Origin of the sequence: Pseudomonas sp. Q1 (assembly GCF_009935975.1) — a bacterium.
Lineage (GTDB): Bacteria > Pseudomonadota > Gammaproteobacteria > Pseudomonadales > Pseudomonadaceae > Aquipseudomonas > Aquipseudomonas palleroniana.
This window is the reverse complement of sequence record NZ_QODI01000006.1, coordinates 136,716-156,178: the sequence shown is the minus strand read 5'-3', so window position 1 is coordinate 156,178 and position 19,463 is coordinate 136,716. Positions and strand designations below refer to the sequence as shown.

Here is a 19,463-nt window from a genome sequence, read left to right as displayed (position 1 = left end):
TGCCGTAGCGCAGGCCGCTATTCAAGTTATTGCCGGTCAGGTTTTGCACGCCTGGCCTGCTGAATCGTTATTTCTGATGGGCGCGACTCAAGTTCCAGTTTTGAACCGAATCTCATGTGGGAGGGGGCTTGCTCCCGATGGCAGCCTCCCAGTGATGAATCTCTTGACTGACCCACCGCTATCGGGGGCAAGCCCCCTCCCACATTTGGATCTCATGACCTTCGAGACCGCGCTCCAGTTACTGGGCCTTGCAGCCGCGCCCGATCAAATCGTCAGTCGCAACCCAGTAGACCAGGCCTTCCTCACCTTTAGTGTGAAACGCCAATTGACCGTCGCTGTACAGCACGCCCGAGGCGGCAACCTCTTGTTTGAGGCGGTAAACCTGCTCGGAACCCCCGAGACGTACATCCACCTCGGAACGAGCCTGGTTCGCGAAGCGCCAGTTGACCTCAGCCTTGCTGTCGCAGGTCCAGGTGGTCCACTTATCGGCAGGCTCTGCCTTGTTGAACATGTTCATGCTGCTGCAACCGGCCAACAGGGCCAGTGCCGTGAGGGCGAAAACGCCTTTCATTGCCAATCCTCGAACGCAGGCCCAAGGGCCCCTGCTGCTGTCGGTTAGTTGATCAGACCCGTCAAGGGCAACCCTGTTCCTGACCGTTGGGCGCGGCGTCGTATTTCTCCAGCCGCTCGTTGCCGATGCGCTTGTTGATCACCGGCATGGTTTCGGCTTGCCAGTCAGCCTGGTAGCAACTGTGTTTGCGAGGCGCATCGGCTTTGTCCGCCTCGGGCGCCACACGTGGCGTACTACCGCAGGCGGCCAACAGGCCTGCGGTCATCACCAATGCCAGCGACTTGATCATGGGAATGCTCCTTTTCCGGATCACGCGCCTTAACCTTTGGCTCGGGTTTCCAGCACTTCCACGGCCGGCAGCACCTTACCCTCGACGAACTCGAGGAACGCGCCACCACCGGTAGAAATGTAGGAAATTTGATCAGCAACGCCATATTTATCGATGGCCGCCAGGGTGTCGCCGCCACCGGCGATGGAGAACGCCGCGCTTTCAGCAATCGCCTTGGCCAGCACTTTGGTGCCGTTGCCGAACTGGTCGAATTCGAACACGCCGACCGGACCGTTCCACAGGATGGTCCGGGAAGCTTTCAGCAGTTCGGCGAAATTAGCCGCGGTTTGCGGGCCGATATCCAGGATCATGTCGTCGGCGGCCACGTCAGCGATCAGCTTGACGGTGGCTGCGGCGCTCTCGGCGAACTCCTTGGCAACCACCACGTCGACCGGCAACGGCACGCTGACCTTGGCGGCGATGGCGCGGGCGGTGTCCAGCAGGTCCGGCTCATACAGCGACTTGCCTACCGGGTGGCCGGCAGCGGCCAGGAAGGTGTTGGCGATACCGCCGCCGACGATCAGCTGGTTGCAGATCTGGCTCAGGCTGTTGAGCACGTCCAGTTTGGTGGACACTTTGGAACCGGCCACGATGGCGGCCATCGGTTGCGCCGGCGCGCCCAGGGCCTTGCCCAGTGCATCCAGTTCAGCCGCCAGCAGTGGGCCGGCCGCCGCGACCTTGGCGAACTTGGCCACGCCGTGGGTCGAACCTTCGGCACGGTGAGCGGTGCCGAAGGCGTCCATCACGAACACGTCGCACAGGGCCGCGTATTGCTGGGCCAGTTCGTCGCTGTTCTTTTTCTCGCCCTTGTTGAAGCGCACGTTTTCGAACAGCACGATATCGCCCGCTTTAACCTCAACGCCACCCAGGTAGTCAGCTACCAGCGGCACGTCGCGGCCCAGGGCCTTGCTCAGGTAGTCGGCCACCGGCTTGAGGCTGTTTTCGGCGGAGAACTCACCTTCGGTCGGACGGCCCAGGTGGGAGCACACCATCACGGCCGCGCCTTTTTCCAGGGCCAGCTTGATGGTCGGCAGCGAGGCCAGGATTCGCGCATCGCTGGTGACAACACCGTCCTTGACTGGGACGTTGAGGTCTTCGCGGATCAGTACGCGCTTACCTTGCAGATCGAGGTCGGTCATCTTCAACACGGTCATGGGTCGCAGTTCCTGAATTACTGTTGAGGTTGTTTAGAAGCGATGTGCAGATAGTGTTCGGCAACATCCAGCATGCGGTTGGCAAAGCCCCATTCGTTGTCGAACCAGGCCAGGATGTTCACCAGCCTGGGGCCGGAAACGCGGGTCTGGCTGGCATCGACAATCGCCGAATGCGGGTCATGGTTGAAATCACAACTGGCGTGGGGCAACTCGGTGTAGGCCAGCAAGCCTTTGAGCGGGCCGCGGGTGGCGGCATCACGCAGGATCCGGTTGACCTCCGTCGCATCGGTGTCGCTGACGGTCTGCATGGTGATATCCAGGCAGGACACGTTCACCGTCGGCACCCGTACGGCTTTGGCCTGGATTCGCCCGGCAAGTTCCGGCAAAAGGCGCTCGATCCCACGGGCCAGGCCGGTGGACACCGGAATCACCGACTGGAACGCCGATCGTGTGCGGCGCAGGTCTTCGTGATGGTAGGCGTCAATCACCGGCTGGTCGTTCATCGCCGAGTGAATCGTGGTGATCGACACATAATCCAGGCCAATCGCCTGATCCAGCAGGCGCAACAGCGGCACGCTGCAGTTGGTGGTACAGGAGGCGTTGGACACCAGCAACTCATCACCGGTCAGGCAATCCTGGTTGATGCCGTAGACGATGGTGGCGTCGACATCCGCCTCGCTGGCCATCGGCTGGGAAAACAGCACGCGTGGCGCGCCAGCGTCGAGGAACCGCTGGCCATCGCCACGGGTGTGGTAGGCACCGGAGCATTCCAACACCAGGTCGACGCCCAGCGCCGCCCAGTCGATGCCCTCGGGGGTGGCACTGCGCAGCACTTTCACGCAGTTGCCATTAATGTGCAGACAATCGCCGTCAACCCGCACTTCGCCAGGGAAGCGGCCGTGGGTGGAGTCAAAGCGTGTCAGGTATTCAATACTGGCCATGTCGGCCAGATCGTTGATCGCGACAATTTCAAAGCCAGCCGCCGCCCCTCGCTCGAACAGAGCACGCAAGACGCAACGACCAATGCGGCCGTAGCCGTTGAGTGCAACTTTGTAGGGACGCGGTTGAGGCATGGGGTTCTCGTAGTGTGGGCGACATAAACCATTGTAGGAGCGAGCTTGCGTGGCGAGGGAGCTTGCTCCCGCTGGAGTGCGAAGCACTCCCAGACCGGTTGACGAAGTGTATCTGACACATATCGATCGCACGGTTTGGGGCCGCTTCGCAGCCCAGCGGGAGCAAGCTCCCTCGCCACAACAAGCTCGCTCCTACAAGGAGACGTGCTTTTAGTCTTCCAGCAGCTCTTCAGCCTGGCCCAGGATGTTCTCCAGGGTGAAGCCGAACTCTTCGAACAACGCTGGCGCCGGCGCCGACTCACCGTAGGTGGTCATGCCGATCACACGGCCTTCCAGGCCCACGTACTTGTACCAGTAGTCGGCGTGAGCCGCTTCGATGGCAATGCGCGCGCCGACTTGCAGCGGCAATACCGATTGCTTGTAGCTCGCGTCCTGGGCTTCGAACACGCTGGTGCAAGGCATCGAAACAACACGAACCTTGCGGCCTTGCTCGGTCAGCTTGTCATAAGCCTGAACCGTGAGGCCCACTTCGGAACCGGTGGAGATCAGGATCAGTTCCGGCTCGCCGGCGCAGTCCTTGAGCACGTAGCCGCCGCGGCTGATGTCGGCGATCTGCGCGTCGGTACGCACCTGGTGCTGCAGGTTCTGACGCGAGAAGATCAGCGCCGATGGGCCGTCCTTGCGCTCGATCGCATGCTTCCAGGCCACCGCGGATTCCACCGCGTCGGCAGGGCGCCAGGTGTCCAGGTTCGGCGTGGTGCGCAGGCTGGTCAGTTGCTCGACCGGCTGGTGCGTCGGGCCGTCTTCGCCCAGGCCGATGGAGTCGTGGGTGTACACATGGATTACACGCTTCTTCATCAGCGCGGCCATGCGCACGGCGTTGCGTGCGTATTCCATGAACATCAGGAAGGTCGCGCCGTAAGGCACCAGGCCGCCGTGCAGCGACACGCCGTTCATGATGGCGCTCATACCGAACTCGCGCACGCCGTAGTACATGTAGTTGCCGCTGGCATCTTCAGCCGAGACACCTTTGCAACCTTTCCACAGGGTCAGGTTGGAACCGGCCAGGTCAGCCGAACCGCCGAGGATCTCAGGCAGCAGCGGGCCGAAGGCATTCAGGGTGTTCTGGCTGGCTTTACGGCTGGCGATGGTCTCGCCCTTGGCCGCGACTTCGGCGATGTAGGCCGAGGCTTTTTCCGCAAAATCGGCAGGCAGGTCACCGGCCAGGCGGCGTACCAGTTCGTTGGCCAACTCAGGGAACTGGGCGGAGTAGGCAGCGAAACGCTGATCCCATTCGGCTTCAGTGGCCAGGCCCTTTTCCTTGGCGTCCCACTCGGCATAGATGTCGGCAGGAATTTCAAACGGGCCGTGGTTCCACTTCAGCGCTTCGCGGGTCAAGGCGATTTCCGCGTCACCCAGCGGGGCGCCGTGGCAGTCTTCCTTGCCTTGCTTGTTCGGCGAGCCGAAACCGATGGTGGTCTTGCAGCAGATCAGGGTTGGCTGCGCGCTCTTGCGAGCGGTATCGATAGCGGTCTTGATTTCTTCCGGGTCGTGGCCGTCGACGTTGCGGATCACCTGCCAGTTGTAGGCTTCGAAACGCTTCGGGGTGTCATCGGTGAACCAGCCTTCGACTTCGCCGTCGATGGAGATGCCGTTGTCATCGTAGAAGGCAATCAGCTTGCCCAGGCCCAGGGTGCCGGCCAGGGAAGCGACTTCGTGGGAAATGCCTTCCATCATGCAGCCATCACCCAGGAACACATAGGTGTGGTGGTCGACGATGTCGTGGCCAGGGCGGTTGAACTGTGCGCCCAGTACTTTTTCAGCCAGCGCAAAGCCGACGGCGTTCGCCAGGCCCTGGCCCAGGGGGCCGGTGGTGGTCTCCACGCCTGGGGTGTAGCCGAATTCCGGGTGGCCCGGAGTGCGGCTGTGCAGTTGGCGGAAGCTCTTGAGGTCATCGATGGTGACGTCGTAGCCGGTCAGGTGCAGCAGCGAGTAGATCAGCATCGAGCCATGGCCGTTGGACAGCACGAAGCGGTCACGGTCGGCGAACGACGGGTTGCTCGGGTTGTGCTTCAGGTAGTCACGCCAAAGTACCTCGGCGATATCCGCCATGCCCATCGGGGCACCGGGATGGCCGCTGTTGGCTTTTTGCACGGCATCCATGCTGAGGGCACGAATGGCGTTGGCACGCTCACGACGGCTGGGCATCGCTGATCTCCTGGGGATTTTGAATAGACAATGAATAAAAGAAACGGAAAAAAGGACCGGCATTTTCCCTCAGCCACCGCCTGCGGGCAATGACAGATAGTCACTTGGCGGTGTTTTTCCTGTGCTTTAAGCGGCAATCGCCTGCAGAAACCTTTCACCGGTTCGTCCCAAGACTATACCGACTGCTTATAACCGCCACTTATCGTTCAATATCAAAACTTTTTGATATTGACCTTGCGGGGACCTCCCCCCACCACTAGACTGCTGGCCTTATGAACCTACCCGTGCCCTCCCTGCGCCCAGACGACGGCGATGAACTGGCAGCCTTGTGCAAGGCCGCTGGTGATCCGCTGCGCCTGAACGTATTGCGTGCACTGGCCAACGACTCCTTCGGTGTACTGGAACTGGCGCAGATCTTCGCCATCGGCCAGTCGGGCATGAGCCACCACTTGAAGGTGCTGGCCCAGGCCGAACTGGTGGCCACCCGCCGTGAAGGCAATGCGATCTTCTACCGCCGCGCCCTGCCCCACACCGAACTGCTCGGCGGCAAGCTGCACGCGGCCTTGCTGGAGGAGGTGGACAACCTCGGGCTGCCGACGGATGTACAGGCGCGTATCGCTCAAGTGCACGGGCAACGCGCCGCTGCCAGCCAGGACTTTTTCTCACGGGTAGCCGAGAAGTTTCGCGCCCAGCAGGACCTGATCGCCGGTTTGCCCCAGTACCGCGAGAGCGTACTGGCGTTGTTGGACAAGCTGAGCTTCAGTGAAGAGGCGAGCGCACTGGAAGTCGGCCCTGGCGATGGCGGTTTCCTGCCGGAGCTGGCGCGCCGCTTCAAGCAGGTCACCGCGCTGGACAACAGCCCGGCCATGCTCGAGCTGGCGCGCCAGTTATGCGAGCGCGAGGCACTGGGCAATGTCAGCCTGCAGTTGGCTGACGCCCTGAATCACACCAGCCTGCGGGCCGACTGCGTGGTACTGAATATGGTCTTGCACCATTTCGCCGCCCCCGCCGACGCCCTCAAGCAAATGGCCGGGTTGCTGCACCCCGGCGGTAGCCTGCTGGTTACGGATCTATGCAGCCACAACCAGAATTGGGCCAGGGAGGCCTGCGGTGATCTCTGGTTGGGTTTTGAACAGGACGATCTGGCCCGTTGGGCCACCGCTGCGGGACTCGTTCCCGGGGAAAGCCTCTATGTAGGTTTACGTAATGGTTTCCAGATCCAGGTTCGCCACTTTCAGCGACCGGCTGGCGACACTCACCATCGGTAAATATCAGGAAAACATCGAGATGAGCGAATACTCCCTTTTCACCTCCGAGTCCGTGTCTGAAGGGCATCCGGACAAAATCGCCGACCAGATTTCTGATGCGGTGCTGGACGCCATCATTGCTCAAGACAAGTTCGCCCGCGTGGCGTGCGAGACCCTGGTGAAAACCGGTGTAGCGATCATCGCTGGCGAAGTGACCACTTCGGCCTGGGTCGACCTGGAGCAGATCGTCCGTGATGTGATCACCGACATCGGCTACAACAGCTCCGACGTCGGCTTCGACGGCGCCACCTGCGGCGTGATGAACATCATCGGCAAGCAGTCCCCCGACATAAACCAGGGCGTGGACCGTGCCAAGCCGGAAGATCAAGGCGCGGGCGACCAGGGCCTGATGTTCGGCTACGCCAGCAACGAGACCGACGTGCTGATGCCGGCACCGATCACCTTCTCGCACCAGTTGGTACAGCGCCAGGCCGAAGCCCGTAAATCCGGCCTGCTGCCATGGCTGCGCCCGGACGCCAAGTCCCAGGTGACCTGCCGCTACGACGGCGGCAAGGTGGTCGGTATCGACGCTGTTGTATTGTCGACCCAACACAACCCGGACGTGTCCTACGCCGACCTGCGTGAAGGCGTGATGGAACTGATCGTCAAGCACGTGCTGCCTGCCGAACTGCTGAGCAAAGACACCCAGTTCCACATCAACCCGACCGGCCAGTTCATCATCGGTGGCCCGGTGGGCGACTGCGGCCTCACCGGTCGCAAGATCATCGTCGACAGCTACGGCGGCATGGCCCGTCACGGCGGTGGCGCGTTCTCGGGCAAAGACCCATCCAAGGTTGACCGCTCGGCGGCCTACGCCGGTCGTTACGTGGCCAAGAACATCGTCGCCGCCGGCCTGGCCGAGCGTTGCGAGATTCAAGTGTCCTACGCCATCGGTGTAGCGCAGCCTACGTCGATCTCGCTGAATACTTTCGGCACCGGCAAGATCAGCGACGACAAGATCATCAAGCTGGTACGCGAAATCTTCGACCTGCGCCCTTACGCGATCACCACCATGCTCGACCTGCTGCATCCGATGTACCAGGAAACCGCAGCCTATGGCCACTTCGGCCGTACACCTGCACAGAAGACCGTCGGCGACGACACCTTCACCACCTTCACCTGGGAAAAAACCGACCGCGCCAACGACCTGCGCACCGCTGCCGGTTTGTAATCGCTCGCAGTACCCAAGGCCCCGCCGGTTAGCCCGGCGGGGCTTTTTATTGCCCGCAGGTTTACGCACAACGGTCAAATATTTTGGATCCAAACCTTGCAGGCCAAATAATGGCCCTCTAGAATCCGCGCCCTCTCGGGCCCTTCACCTCCATCTGGATATTGCACTGCGCCCGCCCGGGACGGATAAGCGCGCAGGCAATCGAACATTGAGGTTTTTCATGCGCATTTCCACGCTCGCCCCTGCCGCCCTTCTGCTCAGCCTGTTCACCCTGCCGGCTCACGCCGCGGACCTGAGCGCACTGAGCGGTGCCCTGAGCTCCCAACTGGGCGGCGGTAATTCCGGCGATTGCCAGCAACACGCCAAAGACCTGCAAGCCAAGATCGATGCAGCCAATGCTCAGAACGACGTTTTGAAAGTGAAGGCCTTTGAGGCTGCGCTGGAACAAGTCAACAAAGGTTGCAACAAACTCGCCGAGTCCCAGGCCAAAGTCGACGCCAGCCAGCAAAAGCAGCAGGCCAAGGCACAGAACAACGACGCGGTGAAAGCCTTGGGCGGCCTGTTCAAGTAAGCCGAAACACCCAGTAAAAAGCCCCGCTCGTTCGGGGCTTTTTTGTGGCTGCGTGGATCACTTAGGCTGGGCACCCTTTTCGAGCAAGGATGCTCATGATGCGCTTGCTGATGGTTTTACTGCTGAGTGCTCTACCTTTGTGGGTCACGGCCGAAGACTGCACCGACCGGACCCGCTCACAGTTCGACACCCTGGCCAGGCAAATACACCTGTGGGATGACCGTTACCACCGCCTCGGCCAATCCCCCGTCAGTGACGAACTCTACGACCAGGCCCGCCAGCGCCTGAGCCGGTGGCGCGAATGTTTTCCCCACCCCACATCGGACACCGACTCACCTCTGGCCAGTTCACGGGGCACGCGGCCTCATCCGGTGGTACACACCGGCCTCGAAAAGTTGCTGGATGAATCGGCCGTCGCCGACTGGCTTGGGCGCCGCCAAGACGTCTGGATTCAACCCAAGGTCGACGGCGTGGCGGTGACATTGGTGTACCGCAGCGGGCGCTTGAGCCAAGTCATCAGTCGCGGCGATGGCGTGCTCGGCCAGGACTGGTCCACCTCCGCCAGCAAGATCGCCGCGATCATCCAGCAACTGCCGGAGCCCATCGATGTCGTGTTGCAAGGCGAGCTTTACTGGCGCCTGGATGCACACGTGCAGTCGGAACAGGGCGGGCTCAATGCCCGCAGCAAAGTAGCCGGCCTGATGAATCGCCACCAGTTGAGTGACGTCGAAGCCGCCGGAATCGGCCTTTTCGTCTGGGCCTGGCCAGAAGGCCCGGCCAGCTTCTCCGAGCGCCTGGCGACCCTGGCACGCTGGGGTTTCAGCGACAGCGAGCGTTACAGCCACCCTATCAAACACATCAGCGAAGCCGCGCATTGGCGCACTTATTGGTACAACCAGCCTCTGCCCTTCGCCAGCGATGGCGTGGTGCTGCACCAAGCCGCGCGCGCACCCGCCGAACGCTGGCAAGTCGCTGCACCTTACTGGGCAGTCGCCTGGAAATACCCGGCCGCCAAGGCCCTGGCACTGGTACGCAAGGTGCAATTCAAGATCGGTCGTACGGGGCGCATCACCCCCATTCTGGAACTGGAACCCGTGCGCCTGGATGATCGGCAGATCAGCCGGGTCAGCGTCGGCTCCCTGAAGCGCTGGCAAACCCTGGATATCCGCCCCGGAGACCAGGTGTCCATCAGCCTGGCCGGCCAGGTGATTCCCCGATTGGACGAAGTCATCCTGCGCAACGAGACCCGGGTGCAAGTGCAAGCGCCCGACGCCCATGCGTTCCATGCCTTGAGCTGCTGGCAACTGGACCCCGGCTGCGAGGAGCAGCTGCTCGCGCGCCTGACCTGGCTCAGCAGCAACCAGGGCCTGGCTTTACCGCATATGGGCCGCGAGACCTGGAACATATTGATCCAGGCCGGTCTAATCGCAGGCTTTCTCGATTGGTTAACCCTGGATGCGACAGAGCTTGCTAACATTGACGGCTTCGGCGACCGCAGCCGTGCGCGGGTGCTCGACAACATCCACAGCGCCCGGCAACGCCCTTTTGCACAATGGCTCAAAGCCCTGGGCGTACCGCCCTCGGCACGCAATAACCTGGAAGGCGGCTGGCACACTCTGGCTGCCCGGGACACACAAGCCTGGCTCGCCACCGACGGCATCGGCCCGGGTCGCGCCGCGCAACTCAGCGCTTTTTTTCACGACCCGCAAGTGCAGGCGCTGGCTCAAACATTACGTACGGCCGGAATAGACGGGTTTTGAACCCAGGCCAACTACTTTTAACCCCGGCAGAATTCATCCTGCCATCGGATCGCGACTTTGGAGTCCCACATGAATTTTTTCGCCCCCCTCGCCCTATTGACCGCCGCAAGCTTCATGACCACACCGTTGCTGGCAGCCGAAGAAGACTCGCCACTCACCGGCTGCGCCGCCAAGCGCCAGGCCATCAGCACGCAGATCGAACAAGCCAAGGTGCACGGCAACAGCGAGCAGCAGGATGGCCTGGAAAAAGCCCTGAGCGAAGTCACCACCCACTGCACTGACGCCTCCTTGCGCAAAGAGCGTGAAAACAAAGTGCTCGACGCCAAGCACGAAGTCAGCCGCCGTCAGGCCGACCTCGACAAGGCGATGAAAAAGGGCGACGCCGACAAGATCAACAAGCGCAAGGACAAGCTCGCCGACTCGCGCAAAGAGCTGCAGGACGCCGTGGAAGAACTCGACAAATAAAACCGGTCAATGGTCTCGGAACTGCTTATGGCAGGCGGTGCAGGCATCTTCGACTTTCTGCACGGCAGGCCCCAGGTTGCTGGCTTTGTAAGGCTGGACTTGGCTGGCGATCACCAGTTCACCGGTGGCCGCCTCAAGGTTACGCGCCAGCTCCTGGAAACGTGCCTGTTGTTGCCACACGTTATCCTTGGCGCTGGTATGGTCTTCTTCACGTACGCTTGGGAAATGTTTCCACGGTTCGTGGGACAACGCGTCCAGCTTGACCGCACCTTCGGCAAACTTTGCGCCGTCGAACGGAATGCGTCCGCGCAACATGCCCCCCAGGTCTTCGCCGGTCTTGAGCATCTGCTTGAAGATCGCCTTGCGCTGACCCAGCGGCGAGTTCGGATCAACACCGCCACAGGCGGACAACGTCAGGCAGGCCAGCAATACCACGGTCAGTTTTTTAAAAGTCATGATGGCTTCAAGGTCACGGGAACGGCGGCCAGTATCCTCGCCCCGCCCGTAAAGACCAATAGCCCTATTAATAATAAGGGTTGCCCACAGGCATAAATGCACGGGTGACCGCTTCAGGAATTGCTTGTATATGAATCTCACCTTCAAACCTTGGAGCCGCCTGGCGTGGGCTCTGCCGATCTTCGCGCTGCTGGCGGGCTGTGACGGCGGCAAAGACGCCAATCAACCGCAAGCCCCCAAACCCCATGCTATCGCCACTTATGTGAGCGCGCCGTGGGAAGCCTTGCCAAGCGTGTCCGACAGCGACCTGCTGGCCGGTTTTGAGTCCTGGCGCAGTGCCTGCCAACGCCTCAAGGCCGATCCGGTGTGGGGCGCGACCTGTGCGGCCGCAGTGAGCGTGCCGGGCAATGCCGAGGCGGTTCGCGGTTTTCTCAAGGAGCGCCTGGATGTATTTGGCCTGCGCTCGGCCGACAACACTCCGAACGGCCTGATCACCGGCTACTACGAGCCGGTCTACCCCGGCAGCCTGACCGAAACCGCCACGGCCCATGTGCCGGTGTATGGCGTGCCGGACGACCTGATCATCGTCAACCTGGAAAGTATCTACCCCGAACTCAAGGGCAAGCGCCTGCGTGGTCGCCTGGAAGGTCGCGTCCTCAAGCCCTATGACGACGCCAGCACCCTCAACAGCCAAGGCTCGACCGCCAAGCCGATTGCCTGGCTGACCAACCCGATGGACCTGCAGTTCCTGCAAATCCAGGGCTCGGGGCGTATTCAACTGGCAGGCGGGCGCCAACTACGCGTGGGTTACGGCGACCAGAACGGCTACCCCTATCGCCCGATCGGACGCTGGCTGGTAGAGCAAGGCGAACTGAAAAAAGACGATGTGACCATGGGCGCCATCAGCGCCTGGGCCAAGGCCCATCCACAGCGCATTCCGGAACTGCTGGCGAGCAACCCCAGCTACGTGTTCTTCAGCGCCCGCCCCGACAGTAACGAAGGGCCACGGGGTTCTTTGAATGTGCCGTTGACGGCCGGTTATAGCGTGGCCGTTGATCGCAAGGTCATTCCGCTCGGCAGCCTGTTGTGGCTGTCGACCACCAAACCCGATGGTTCACCGATCTCAAGGCCCGTCGCCGCGCAAGACACGGGCGGCGCGATCACGGGTGAAGTGCGTGCGGACTTGTTCTGGGGCACGGGGGATGCGGCGGGTGAATTGGCCGGGAACATGAAGCAGCAGGGGCAGATCTGGATGTTGTGGCCTAAAGGTGCTGCATTGCCACAGGTGCCGGACGCGCCTGCCGGCACCTGATGTTGACCTATGGCGAGGCCGCCCCAAACCAGGCACCTGAGCTCTGCCTGGAAGAACGCGGTGCCTGGATTAGGGCGGCTTCGCCATAGGTCAACATCAGGGGTTTGCGTCAGGCGTCAGATCGAGACAAAGAAGAAACTCGCAATCAACGCCATGCCCACGAACCACACCAGCGAACGCAACATCGCCCAGTCCGCCAGGTAGCAAATGATGTACAGCAGGCGACTGGTGATAAACAACACGGCCAGCACGTTGATCGTCACCAGCGACGCCGTACCGGCCAGGTGCGCAATAATCACCGCCGCGGCGAATGCCGGCGTCACCTCAAAGCTGTTCAGTTGTGCGTTGTGGGCGCGTCTGGCTACCCCTTCCAGGGTATCCAGGAAAGCACGTGGGTCGTGGTTCTGCCGCGGTCCGAATTTGCCGCCGCTGAACTTGGCCACTCCCGTGCACAGGTAAGGTAGGAAAATCGCGATCAATACACACCAGAATGCCACCGTCATCACAGATTCCTTTTGTTGTTTTAACCAGCGGTTAGAGTTTTAGCACCAAACATTCGCGACCGCACTCACCCGCTATGAGCCCTGTCGAACCGAAAAGGTTCTATCCAGCGCTTGCAACATCCCACCGCTGCTGCGGTCCATCCACCCATTGACGAACGATCCAAACCACTTCCAAGGACCCCGGATGCTTGAACTTGTCGCCGCTTTCATTTGCCTCACCACACTGCTCACCTATGTGAACTTCCGTTTCATCGGCCTGCCGCCCACTATTGGCGTGATGGTCACGGCCCTGCTCTTCTCACTGATCCTGCAAGGGTTGAGCGTGCTTGGCTACCCTGGCCTGGAAGACCGCATCCAGCAACTGATCGGCCAGATCGACTTCGGCGACTTGCTGATGAACTGGATGCTGTCGTTCCTGTTGTTTGCCGGCGCCTTGCACGTGAACTTGAATGACCTGCGCAGTTACCGCTGGCCCATCGGCCTGCTGGCAACCTTCGGCGTGTTGATTGCTACCGTGGTGATCGGCAGCCTGGCGTATTACATCTTTGCCCTGTTTGGCTGGCACGTGAGCTTCCTCTACTGCCTGTTGTTCGGCGCGCTGATTTCCCCCACTGACCCGATTGCAGTGCTCGGCGTACTGCGTACCGCCAACGCCTCGAAGCCCTTGAAAACCACCATCGTCGGCGAATCGCTGTTCAACGACGGCACAGCGGTCGTGGTGTTTACCGTATTGCTGGGCATCGCGCAGTTGGGCGAAACCCCGACCGTGGGTGCCACCGCCATGCTGTTCGCCCACGAGGCATTGGGTGGCGTGGTGTTCGGCGGCTTGATTGGTTACCTGGTGTACCTGATGATCAAAAGCATTGAACAGCATCAGGTCGAAGTGATGCTGACCCTTGCCCTGGTCATCGGCGGCTCGGCGATGGCCACCGAACTGCACGTCTCTGCACCGATTGCGATGGTGGTCGCAGGGCTGATCATCGGCAACCTGGGCCGCAAACTGGCGATGAACGACATGACCCGGCGCTACCTGGACGGTTTCTGGGAACTGCTCGATGACATGCTCAACGCCCTGCTGTTTGCGCTGATCGGCATGGAGCTGTTGCTGCTGCCGTTCAACTGGCTGCATGTGTTCGCGGCAAGCTTGCTGGCCGTGGCGATCCTGCTGTCGCGCCTGCTGACGGTGGCTCCGGCGATCCTGCTGCTGCGTCGCTGGCGCAGCGTGCCGCGTGGCACCATCCGCATTCTCACCTGGGGCGGCCTGCGCGGCGGCGTTTCGGTGGCATTGGCCCTAGCCTTGCCGCTGGGCCCGGAACGCGACCTGTTGCTGAGCATCACCTACATCGTGGTGTTGTCATCGATCCTGCTGCAGGGCTTGAGCATCGGCAAGCTGGTCAAGCATGTGACCCAGGGCGAACCCGAGGCCACACCCGAACCTCACTGATCCTTGTTGATGGGCTGCGGATGCCTTGGGTCCGCAGCTTGTTTGCCGGGCAGGCTGCCTTCGCTGCGGATCTGCGCATGGCTGATCAACGCAAAGATGAAGCTGCCACCAATGATGTTGCCGGCCAGGGTCGGGCCGGCAAATACCAGCCAGAAGTCATGCCACGACAGTTCACCGGCAAACACGAGGTAGGACACTTCCGCCGACCCCACCACGATATGGGTGAAGTCGCCCAGCGCCATCAGGTAGGTGATCAGAATGATGATCCAGATCTTGGCGCTTTCCATCGACGGGATCATCCACACCATGGTGGCGATCATCCAGCCGGAAACGATGCCCTTGGCGAACATCTGGCCGGCGTCGTTCTCCATGATCTTGCGCCCGATCTCGAGGAAGGCAAGGTCGGTCTTGCTGTCGAAGATCGGCAAGTGCAGCATCACGTAGGCAACCAGCAAGGTGCCGCACAAGTTACCCACCAGCACCACGGACCACAGCCGCAGCAGCCGACCCGCATTGTTCAGCGTAGGTTTGCTCATCACCGGCAGCACGGCGGTCAGGGTGTTCTCGGTGAACAGTTGCTGGCGTGCCAGGATCACCGCGAGGAACCCCGCGCAGTAGCCGAAACTGGCGATGACCTTGAAGGCTTCGCCCTCCGGCAGGCGCGAGTTGAGCAGCCCCATGGCCATCAATGACAATCCCATGGTCAACCCGGCTGCCAGCGCCGACCACCACAACGCCGCAACGTTGCGCTCCAGTTCCTGGTCGCCCTGGGTACGGATGATTTCATGCAGCACAGCCGCACGGGGCGGCTGGTTTTTGTCTACGTCCTGCTGCTCTTCCTGCGACAGGTTGGGGGTCTTGCCGTCTTCGGGGGTGGCCATGATCTACAGTGTCCTTAGGGGGTTCCTGTAGCTACGACACGCCACAACGATGGCTGTTCAGTGGCACCGTATTTAAACCGGAATGCGCCAGGCCTTGGCCATTTCAACGGCTGTTCAGTGGCACCGTATTTAAACCGGAATGCGCCAGGCCTTGGCCATTTCAACGGTGGTCGACCTGACCGGCTTGCTCCAGGGTTTATTGCGCGCACCGTAGTGCTCAATGATGCCGTCGAGTACGCGGTTGAACTCGGCGGGCGTGGTCGCATCGGCCAAGTCACGCGCCGAGCGCTGCAATAACTCAAGATTGGCCTTCGATTGGCCCGGGCGGTGCATTGAGGGGTAAATCACTTCACGCGTGAAATTCTCGGCTTTCACCGCGATATCGCGTCTTTTCATCTCAGCGACGGCACTGCTCATCACTTTGGACAGGGGCGAAGCCTGTTTGGCAGCCACTTGCAGCAACTGCTGGAAGTTGCGCTGGCCCGGCGCATTCAAGCGCTGCGCCAGCCACTCGATGTGCTCAGGTTTACGGGCCAGCGCGTCCAGGTTACGCAAGGCTGCCGCCACCTTGGGCGTGACCTTGAGGGCGCCACCGGTTTGATTGGCCTCGCTGATGGCGCTGTCCAAGGCGTGCAAGGCTTGTTGTGCATGCCTGCGAAACATCAACACCTGTGCGGCAGCCGGGTCTTTCTGGAGTTCCGTTTGCACGCCGGCAAGCAGTTCATCGTCCATCGCCAGCACCGCACTTTCCAATGAAGGAAACTCGTGCGTTTCACGCGCCTGCGCACGCTGATCCAGATGCCCTGCGACCGCTTGCCGGCTGCGTGCCTGCAGCTCCTGTTTCTGTTCGGGGGTCATGGTGAAGTTGACCGTACCGTTGAGCAGGCCGCGAAAGTCACCTTTGTTGGTTTTCAGCGGCAAGGTCACCGTCTGATCGCGATACGCCTTGAGTCGCTGCTCCTGATAAGCGCCCGCTGCGGCGTGGGGCGTACCGGTAAAGCGGTCGACCAAATGACTGAAGAATCCCCCACTTTTTTTCGGCCCTGCTGCTGCGGACTCAAACTCGACGACCAGCGACTCGGGCCGATTCAACGGGCCCTGCGCAACGGCGCCGCCGATCACCCCCGGCGCGGGCGTATTGGCCAGCAGGCCACCGTCCTGAAACGCCGTGATCTGAGCCTGTGCCTGGAATGCATGGCCTTGCTCCTCAGGGCTTTTGAACAGCCCCGGCAAGGCACCCGAGATACGCGCTGCCCGGGCAATGTCCATATCCGGAGTGAGACTGGCGTTGAACACAACCAACTGCGGCCGCCCATCGAACATGCCCGTGCCGGTGATATTGAGTGACTTGATCGCCGGGATATGCCGGCTCAACACCTCCAGATCGCGGAACGTCGGCGCACCACCGGCTCTGAGCCTGGCGGCGATCTTCATCACCTCGGCGGGCGGCTTGGCCCCGGGCATTGCGGCGATATGGGCGAGGATCGACTTACGCGACTCGTTGCGTATCATCTCCTCCAGCGGCGAGGCCTCGGTTTGCAGGCGCGGCAACAGGGTCAGCAGCAGTTGGGAAATGTTTCCGGCGGCGCCAGGCAGACGCCCGGCGAGCTTGCCAAGTTCGGAACTGATGGTTTGCAGCCAGGCCGTCACCGGGTCCTGGCTATTGAGCAGGCTGGGCAGGTCGATACTGTTCGACAACTCACCGAACGCCTGCGCGCCCATGCCGCTGGCGATCAGCGTCGCGGAAATCGCTCCGGCCGATGAGCCGGAAATCACTTTGACGCCAGGGAGCTTATTGGCCTGCTCGAGCGCCTGTAGCACTCCGGGGAAAGCGATACCCTTCGCACCGCCACCACTGAGCACAAGATGGCTCACCGCCGGCGGCGACAGAACCACTTTTACGCGGCCATCGCTGTAACGATGAAGGCTTAACTTGCGCGGGCCCACCTCTTTGAGCAGAGGCGTCTTCACCGCCTGTTCGAGCGCTTGAGGAAACGAAGATTGGACAGGCGAGGTTGACACTTTCATACACGGGGCTCTCTCTACAGGGTGTAGGCCTGAGTGATAAGAGAGCCACGCAAAGATCCTTACGGAATAACCCGGTAAAGATTCAACACCTACCCGGCGACGGCGTCGTCCTGGAACTGGTCCTTCACGTATTTGATCTCGGTACGCCCATGGGGCGCAGGCAAGCCATCTTCGCCGAGGTTGACGAACACCATTTTTTCCACGGTGAGGATACTTTTGCGGGTGATCTTGTTGCGCACTTCACAGGTCAGGGTGATGGAGGTGCGGCCGAACTCGGTAGCCGTGATGCCCAGTTCGATGATGTCGCCCTGGCGCGAAGCGCTGACGAAGTTGATTTCGGAAATGTACTTGGTCACCACGCGCTGGTTGCCCAGTTGGACAATCGCGTAGATGGCCGCTTCTTCATCGATCCAGCGCAGCAGGCTGCCGCCGAACAGGGTGCCGTTGGGGTTGAGGTCTTCAGGTTTTACCCACTTGCGGGTGTGGAAGTTCATGGTCACTCCAAAGCGTCTTGCCGAATGATGGGTGACATCATGGCAGAGCCTGGGCTCTGGCTCTATGAGCCATTGCCTATCAACCCCATGAGCGATCTTCATATGACCGACGGAAAGGCTTGGGAAGTCAGGCGCACACGGCTATAATCGCCACCGTTTCAAAACGGTCATCTACGATTGATACCGTTCTCCCGCCACCTGTCCGAGGGGCGCTGCAGCAGGTTCAACCTGTCAGGCTCGGATGGGGCGTTGTCCGGCCTGGTTGCCCTGGCCTGATACTAAACGCACAACGGCGCCCATTCGCACACTACGAATGGAGGCTCTTCATGAGCGCTGTCAACACGCCTGCAGATTTCAACGACTACAAAGTCGCCGACATGTCCCTCGCTGCCTGGGGCCGTCGCGAAACCTTTATCGCCGAATCCGAAATGCCTGCCCTGATGGGCCTGCGTCGCAAGTACGCCGCTGAGCAGCCGCTCAAGGGCGCGAAGATTCTCGGCTGCATCCACATGACCATCCAGACTGCCGTGCTGATCGAAACCCTGGTTGCCCTGGGTGCCGAAGTACGCTGGTCGTCCTGCAACATTTTCTCGACTCAAGACCAGGCCGCTGCCGCGATCGCTGCCGCCGGTATCCCGGTATTCGCCTGGAAAGGCGAGACCGAAGAAGAGTACGAGTGGTGCCTGGAGCAAACCATCCTCAAAGATGGCAAGCCTTGGGATGCCAACATGATCCTCGACGACGGCGGCGACCTGACCGAGCTGCTGCACAAGAAATACCCGGCCATCCTGGACCGCGTCCACGGCGTGACCGAAGAAACCACCACTGGCGTACACCGCCTGCTGGACATGCTGGCCAAGGGCGAGCTGAAAATCCCGGCCATCAACGTCAACGACTCGGTGACCAAGAGCAAGAACGACAACAAGTACGGCTGCCGTCACAGCCTGAACGACGCCATCAAGCGCGGCACCGACCACCTGCTGTCGGGCAAGCAAGCCCTGGTGATCGGCTACGGTGACGTGGGCAAGGGTTCGTCCCAGTCGCTGCGTCAGGAAGGCATGATCGTCAAAGTCTCCGAAGTCGACCCGATCTGCGCCATGCAAGCCTGCATGGACGGCTTCGAAGTGGTTTCGCCGTTTATCGATGGCGTCAATGACGGCACCGAAGCGAGCATCGACAAGGCCCTGCTGGGCAAGATCGATCTGATCGTCACTACGACCGGCAACGTGAATGTTTGCGACGCGAACATGCTCAAAGCCCTGAAGAAGCGTGCTGTTGTCTGCAACATCGGTCACTTCGACAACGAGATCGACACCGCTTTCATGCGCAAGAACTGGGCATGGGAAGAAGTGAAGCCGCAGGTACACAAGGTTCACCGTACCGGTGCCGGCGATTTCGACCCGCAGAACGACGACTACCTGATCCTGCTGGCTGAAGGCCGCCTGGTTAACCTGGGCAACGCCACCGGCCACCCAAGCCGCATCATGGACGGCTCGTTCGCCAACCAGGTACTGGCACAGATCTTCCTGTTCGGCCAGAAGTACGCCGACCTGTCGCCGGCCCAGAAAGCCGAGCGCCTGACGGTAGAAGTACTGCCGAAGAAACTCGACGAAGAAGTGGCCCTGGAAATGGTCCGCGGCTTCGGCGGCGTTGTGACTCAACTGACCAAGACCCAGGCCGACTACATCGGCGTGACCGTTGAAGGTCCGTTCAAGCCGCACGCTTACCGCTACTGAT

18 protein-coding genes and 1 riboswitch are annotated in these 19,463 nt (G+C 61.0%); of the genes, 8 read left to right on the top strand and 10 right to left on the bottom strand.

Features of this window, described 5'->3' with window-relative positions; all coding sequences use genetic code 11:
• Positions 1 to 238: 238 nt before the first annotated feature.
• The 5 genes from DK870_RS11520 to tkt form a co-directional block, all read right to left on the bottom strand.
• Entirely contained in the window at positions 239 to 571 is a 333-nt protein-coding gene (locus DK870_RS11520; RefSeq protein WP_161548673.1) for an MliC family protein, read from the bottom strand.
• Positions 572 to 632: 61 nt separating this feature from the next.
• A complete protein-coding gene (locus DK870_RS11515) occupies positions 633 to 860 on the bottom strand; it encodes a hypothetical protein (RefSeq protein ID WP_060753404.1) in 228 nt (75 codons plus the stop codon).
• Between the two features lie 29 nt (positions 861 to 889).
• Positions 890 to 2,053, bottom strand: a complete 1,164-nt coding sequence (locus DK870_RS11510) for a phosphoglycerate kinase (protein WP_161548672.1) — start codon at positions 2,051 to 2,053, stop codon at positions 890 to 892.
• A 17-nt stretch (positions 2,054 to 2,070) separates the two neighbouring features.
• Positions 2,071 to 3,126, bottom strand: coding sequence for an erythrose-4-phosphate dehydrogenase (epd, locus tag DK870_RS11505; protein ID WP_060753406.1), 1,056 nt, complete (start codon positions 3,124 to 3,126; stop codon positions 2,071 to 2,073).
• Between the two features lie 210 nt (positions 3,127 to 3,336).
• Complete coding sequence (tkt, locus tag DK870_RS11500; RefSeq protein WP_090368286.1) at positions 3,337 to 5,334, bottom strand: transketolase; 1,998 nt, start codon at positions 5,332 to 5,334, stop codon at positions 3,337 to 3,339.
• Positions 5,335 to 5,606: 272 nt separating this feature from the next.
• On the opposite strand from tkt, the gene DK870_RS11495 reads away from it, so the two are divergent.
• The 5 genes from DK870_RS11495 to DK870_RS11475 all read left to right on the top strand — a co-directional run bounded on the left by DK870_RS11495 (position 5,607) and on the right by DK870_RS11475 (position 10,608).
• The gene (locus tag DK870_RS11495) at positions 5,607 to 6,602 is read left to right on the top strand and encodes a metalloregulator ArsR/SmtB family transcription factor (RefSeq protein WP_161548671.1); all 996 of its coding nucleotides are present in this window, start codon (positions 5,607 to 5,609) and stop codon (positions 6,600 to 6,602) included.
• Between the two features lie 19 nt (positions 6,603 to 6,621).
• Positions 6,622 to 7,812, top strand: a complete 1,191-nt coding sequence (gene metK / locus DK870_RS11490) for a methionine adenosyltransferase (RefSeq protein WP_060753409.1) — start codon at positions 6,622 to 6,624, stop codon at positions 7,810 to 7,812.
• A 220-nt stretch (positions 7,813 to 8,032) separates the two neighbouring features.
• On the top strand, positions 8,033 to 8,383 hold the full coding sequence (locus DK870_RS11485; RefSeq protein ID WP_060753410.1) for a hypothetical protein: 351 nt from the start codon (positions 8,033 to 8,035) through the stop codon (positions 8,381 to 8,383).
• A 95-nt stretch (positions 8,384 to 8,478) separates the two neighbouring features.
• On the top strand, positions 8,479 to 10,143 hold the full coding sequence (gene ligB / locus DK870_RS11480; RefSeq protein ID WP_161548670.1) for an NAD-dependent DNA ligase LigB: 1,665 nt from the start codon (positions 8,479 to 8,481) through the stop codon (positions 10,141 to 10,143).
• 69 nt (positions 10,144 to 10,212) lie between these two features.
• On the top strand, positions 10,213 to 10,608 hold the full coding sequence (locus tag DK870_RS11475) for a DUF1090 domain-containing protein (RefSeq protein WP_161548669.1): 396 nt from the start codon (positions 10,213 to 10,215) through the stop codon (positions 10,606 to 10,608).
• Between the two features lie 6 nt (positions 10,609 to 10,614).
• Here DK870_RS11475 and DK870_RS11470 read toward each other — a convergent pair whose 3' ends face one another.
• Entirely contained in the window at positions 10,615 to 11,064 is a 450-nt protein-coding gene (locus tag DK870_RS11470; RefSeq protein WP_064454500.1) for a cytochrome c, read from the bottom strand.
• Between the two features lie 130 nt (positions 11,065 to 11,194).
• On the opposite strand from DK870_RS11470, the gene DK870_RS11465 reads away from it, so the two are divergent.
• Positions 11,195 to 12,376: a murein transglycosylase A gene (locus tag DK870_RS11465; protein WP_161548668.1), complete on the top strand. Its 1,182-nt coding sequence runs from the start codon at positions 11,195 to 11,197 to the stop codon at positions 12,374 to 12,376.
• 116 nt (positions 12,377 to 12,492) lie between these two features.
• On the opposite strand, the gene DK870_RS11460 is transcribed toward DK870_RS11465, so the two are convergent.
• Positions 12,493 to 12,879, bottom strand: a complete 387-nt coding sequence (locus DK870_RS11460; protein ID WP_060753415.1) for an MAPEG family protein — start codon at positions 12,877 to 12,879, stop codon at positions 12,493 to 12,495.
• A gap of 184 nt (positions 12,880 to 13,063) precedes the next feature.
• Between DK870_RS11460 and DK870_RS11455 the strand changes: the two genes are divergently transcribed.
• Positions 13,064 to 14,323 (top strand): sodium:proton antiporter, encoded by a 1,260-nt coding sequence (locus DK870_RS11455; RefSeq protein ID WP_090368274.1) that lies wholly within the window; start codon positions 13,064 to 13,066, stop codon positions 14,321 to 14,323.
• On the opposite strand, the gene DK870_RS11450 is transcribed toward DK870_RS11455, so the two are convergent.
• The 3 genes from DK870_RS11450 to DK870_RS11440 form a co-directional block, all read right to left on the bottom strand.
• Positions 14,317 to 15,204, bottom strand: coding sequence for a formate/nitrite transporter family protein (locus DK870_RS11450; RefSeq protein WP_161548667.1), 888 nt, complete (start codon positions 15,202 to 15,204; stop codon positions 14,317 to 14,319). The two genes, DK870_RS11455 and DK870_RS11450, sit on opposite strands and share 7 nt — an antisense overlap.
• A 129-nt stretch (positions 15,205 to 15,333) precedes the next feature.
• Positions 15,334 to 17,232 (bottom strand): patatin-like phospholipase family protein, encoded by a 1,899-nt coding sequence (locus tag DK870_RS11445; protein ID WP_161548666.1) that lies wholly within the window; start codon positions 17,230 to 17,232, stop codon positions 15,334 to 15,336.
• 89 nt (positions 17,233 to 17,321) lie between these two features.
• Positions 17,322 to 17,726, bottom strand: coding sequence for an acyl-CoA thioesterase (locus tag DK870_RS11440; protein WP_060753419.1), 405 nt, complete (start codon positions 17,724 to 17,726; stop codon positions 17,322 to 17,324).
• Positions 17,727 to 17,924: 198 nt separating this feature from the next.
• Positions 17,925 to 18,031: riboswitch (S-adenosyl-L-homocysteine riboswitch) on the top strand.
• 21 nt (positions 18,032 to 18,052) lie between these two features.
• Here DK870_RS11440 and ahcY point away from each other — a divergent pair.
• A complete protein-coding gene (gene ahcY, locus DK870_RS11435) occupies positions 18,053 to 19,462 on the top strand; it encodes an adenosylhomocysteinase (RefSeq protein ID WP_060753420.1) in 1,410 nt (469 codons plus the stop codon).
• The last annotated feature ends 1 nt before the right edge of the window (position 19,463 follow it).

Excerpts from the sequence above, each read along its gene's own strand:
- DK870_RS11520 (WP_161548673.1), bottom strand. The coding sequence starts at position 571 with ATGAAAGGCGTTTTCGCCCTCACGGCACTGGCCCTGTTGGCCGGTTGC.
- DK870_RS11515 (WP_060753404.1), bottom strand. The coding sequence starts at position 860 with ATGATCAAGTCGCTGGCATTGGTGATGACCGCAGGCCTGTTGGCCGCC.
- DK870_RS11510 (WP_161548672.1), bottom strand. The coding sequence starts at position 2,053 with ATGACCGTGTTGAAGATGACCGACCTCGATCTGCAAGGTAAGCGCGTA.
- epd (WP_060753406.1), bottom strand. The coding sequence starts at position 3,126 with ATGCCTCAACCGCGTCCCTACAAAGTTGCACTCAACGGCTACGGCCGC.
- tkt (WP_090368286.1), bottom strand. The coding sequence starts at position 5,334 with ATGCCCAGCCGTCGTGAGCGTGCCAACGCCATTCGTGCCCTCAGCATG.
- DK870_RS11495 (WP_161548671.1), top strand. The coding sequence starts at position 5,607 with ATGAACCTACCCGTGCCCTCCCTGCGCCCAGACGACGGCGATGAACTG.
- metK (WP_060753409.1), top strand. The coding sequence starts at position 6,622 with ATGAGCGAATACTCCCTTTTCACCTCCGAGTCCGTGTCTGAAGGGCAT.
- DK870_RS11485 (WP_060753410.1), top strand. The coding sequence starts at position 8,033 with ATGCGCATTTCCACGCTCGCCCCTGCCGCCCTTCTGCTCAGCCTGTTC.
- ligB (WP_161548670.1), top strand. The coding sequence starts at position 8,479 with ATGATGCGCTTGCTGATGGTTTTACTGCTGAGTGCTCTACCTTTGTGG.
- DK870_RS11475 (WP_161548669.1), top strand. The coding sequence starts at position 10,213 with ATGAATTTTTTCGCCCCCCTCGCCCTATTGACCGCCGCAAGCTTCATG.
- DK870_RS11470 (WP_064454500.1), bottom strand. The coding sequence starts at position 11,064 with ATGACTTTTAAAAAACTGACCGTGGTATTGCTGGCCTGCCTGACGTTG.
- DK870_RS11465 (WP_161548668.1), top strand. The coding sequence starts at position 11,195 with ATGAATCTCACCTTCAAACCTTGGAGCCGCCTGGCGTGGGCTCTGCCG.
- DK870_RS11460 (WP_060753415.1), bottom strand. The coding sequence starts at position 12,879 with ATGACGGTGGCATTCTGGTGTGTATTGATCGCGATTTTCCTACCTTAC.
- DK870_RS11455 (WP_090368274.1), top strand. The coding sequence starts at position 13,064 with ATGCTTGAACTTGTCGCCGCTTTCATTTGCCTCACCACACTGCTCACC.
- DK870_RS11450 (WP_161548667.1), bottom strand. The coding sequence starts at position 15,204 with ATGGCCACCCCCGAAGACGGCAAGACCCCCAACCTGTCGCAGGAAGAG.
- DK870_RS11445 (WP_161548666.1), bottom strand. The coding sequence starts at position 17,232 with ATGAAAGTGTCAACCTCGCCTGTCCAATCTTCGTTTCCTCAAGCGCTC.
- DK870_RS11440 (WP_060753419.1), bottom strand. The coding sequence starts at position 17,726 with ATGAACTTCCACACCCGCAAGTGGGTAAAACCTGAAGACCTCAACCCC.
- ahcY (WP_060753420.1), top strand. The coding sequence starts at position 18,053 with ATGAGCGCTGTCAACACGCCTGCAGATTTCAACGACTACAAAGTCGCC.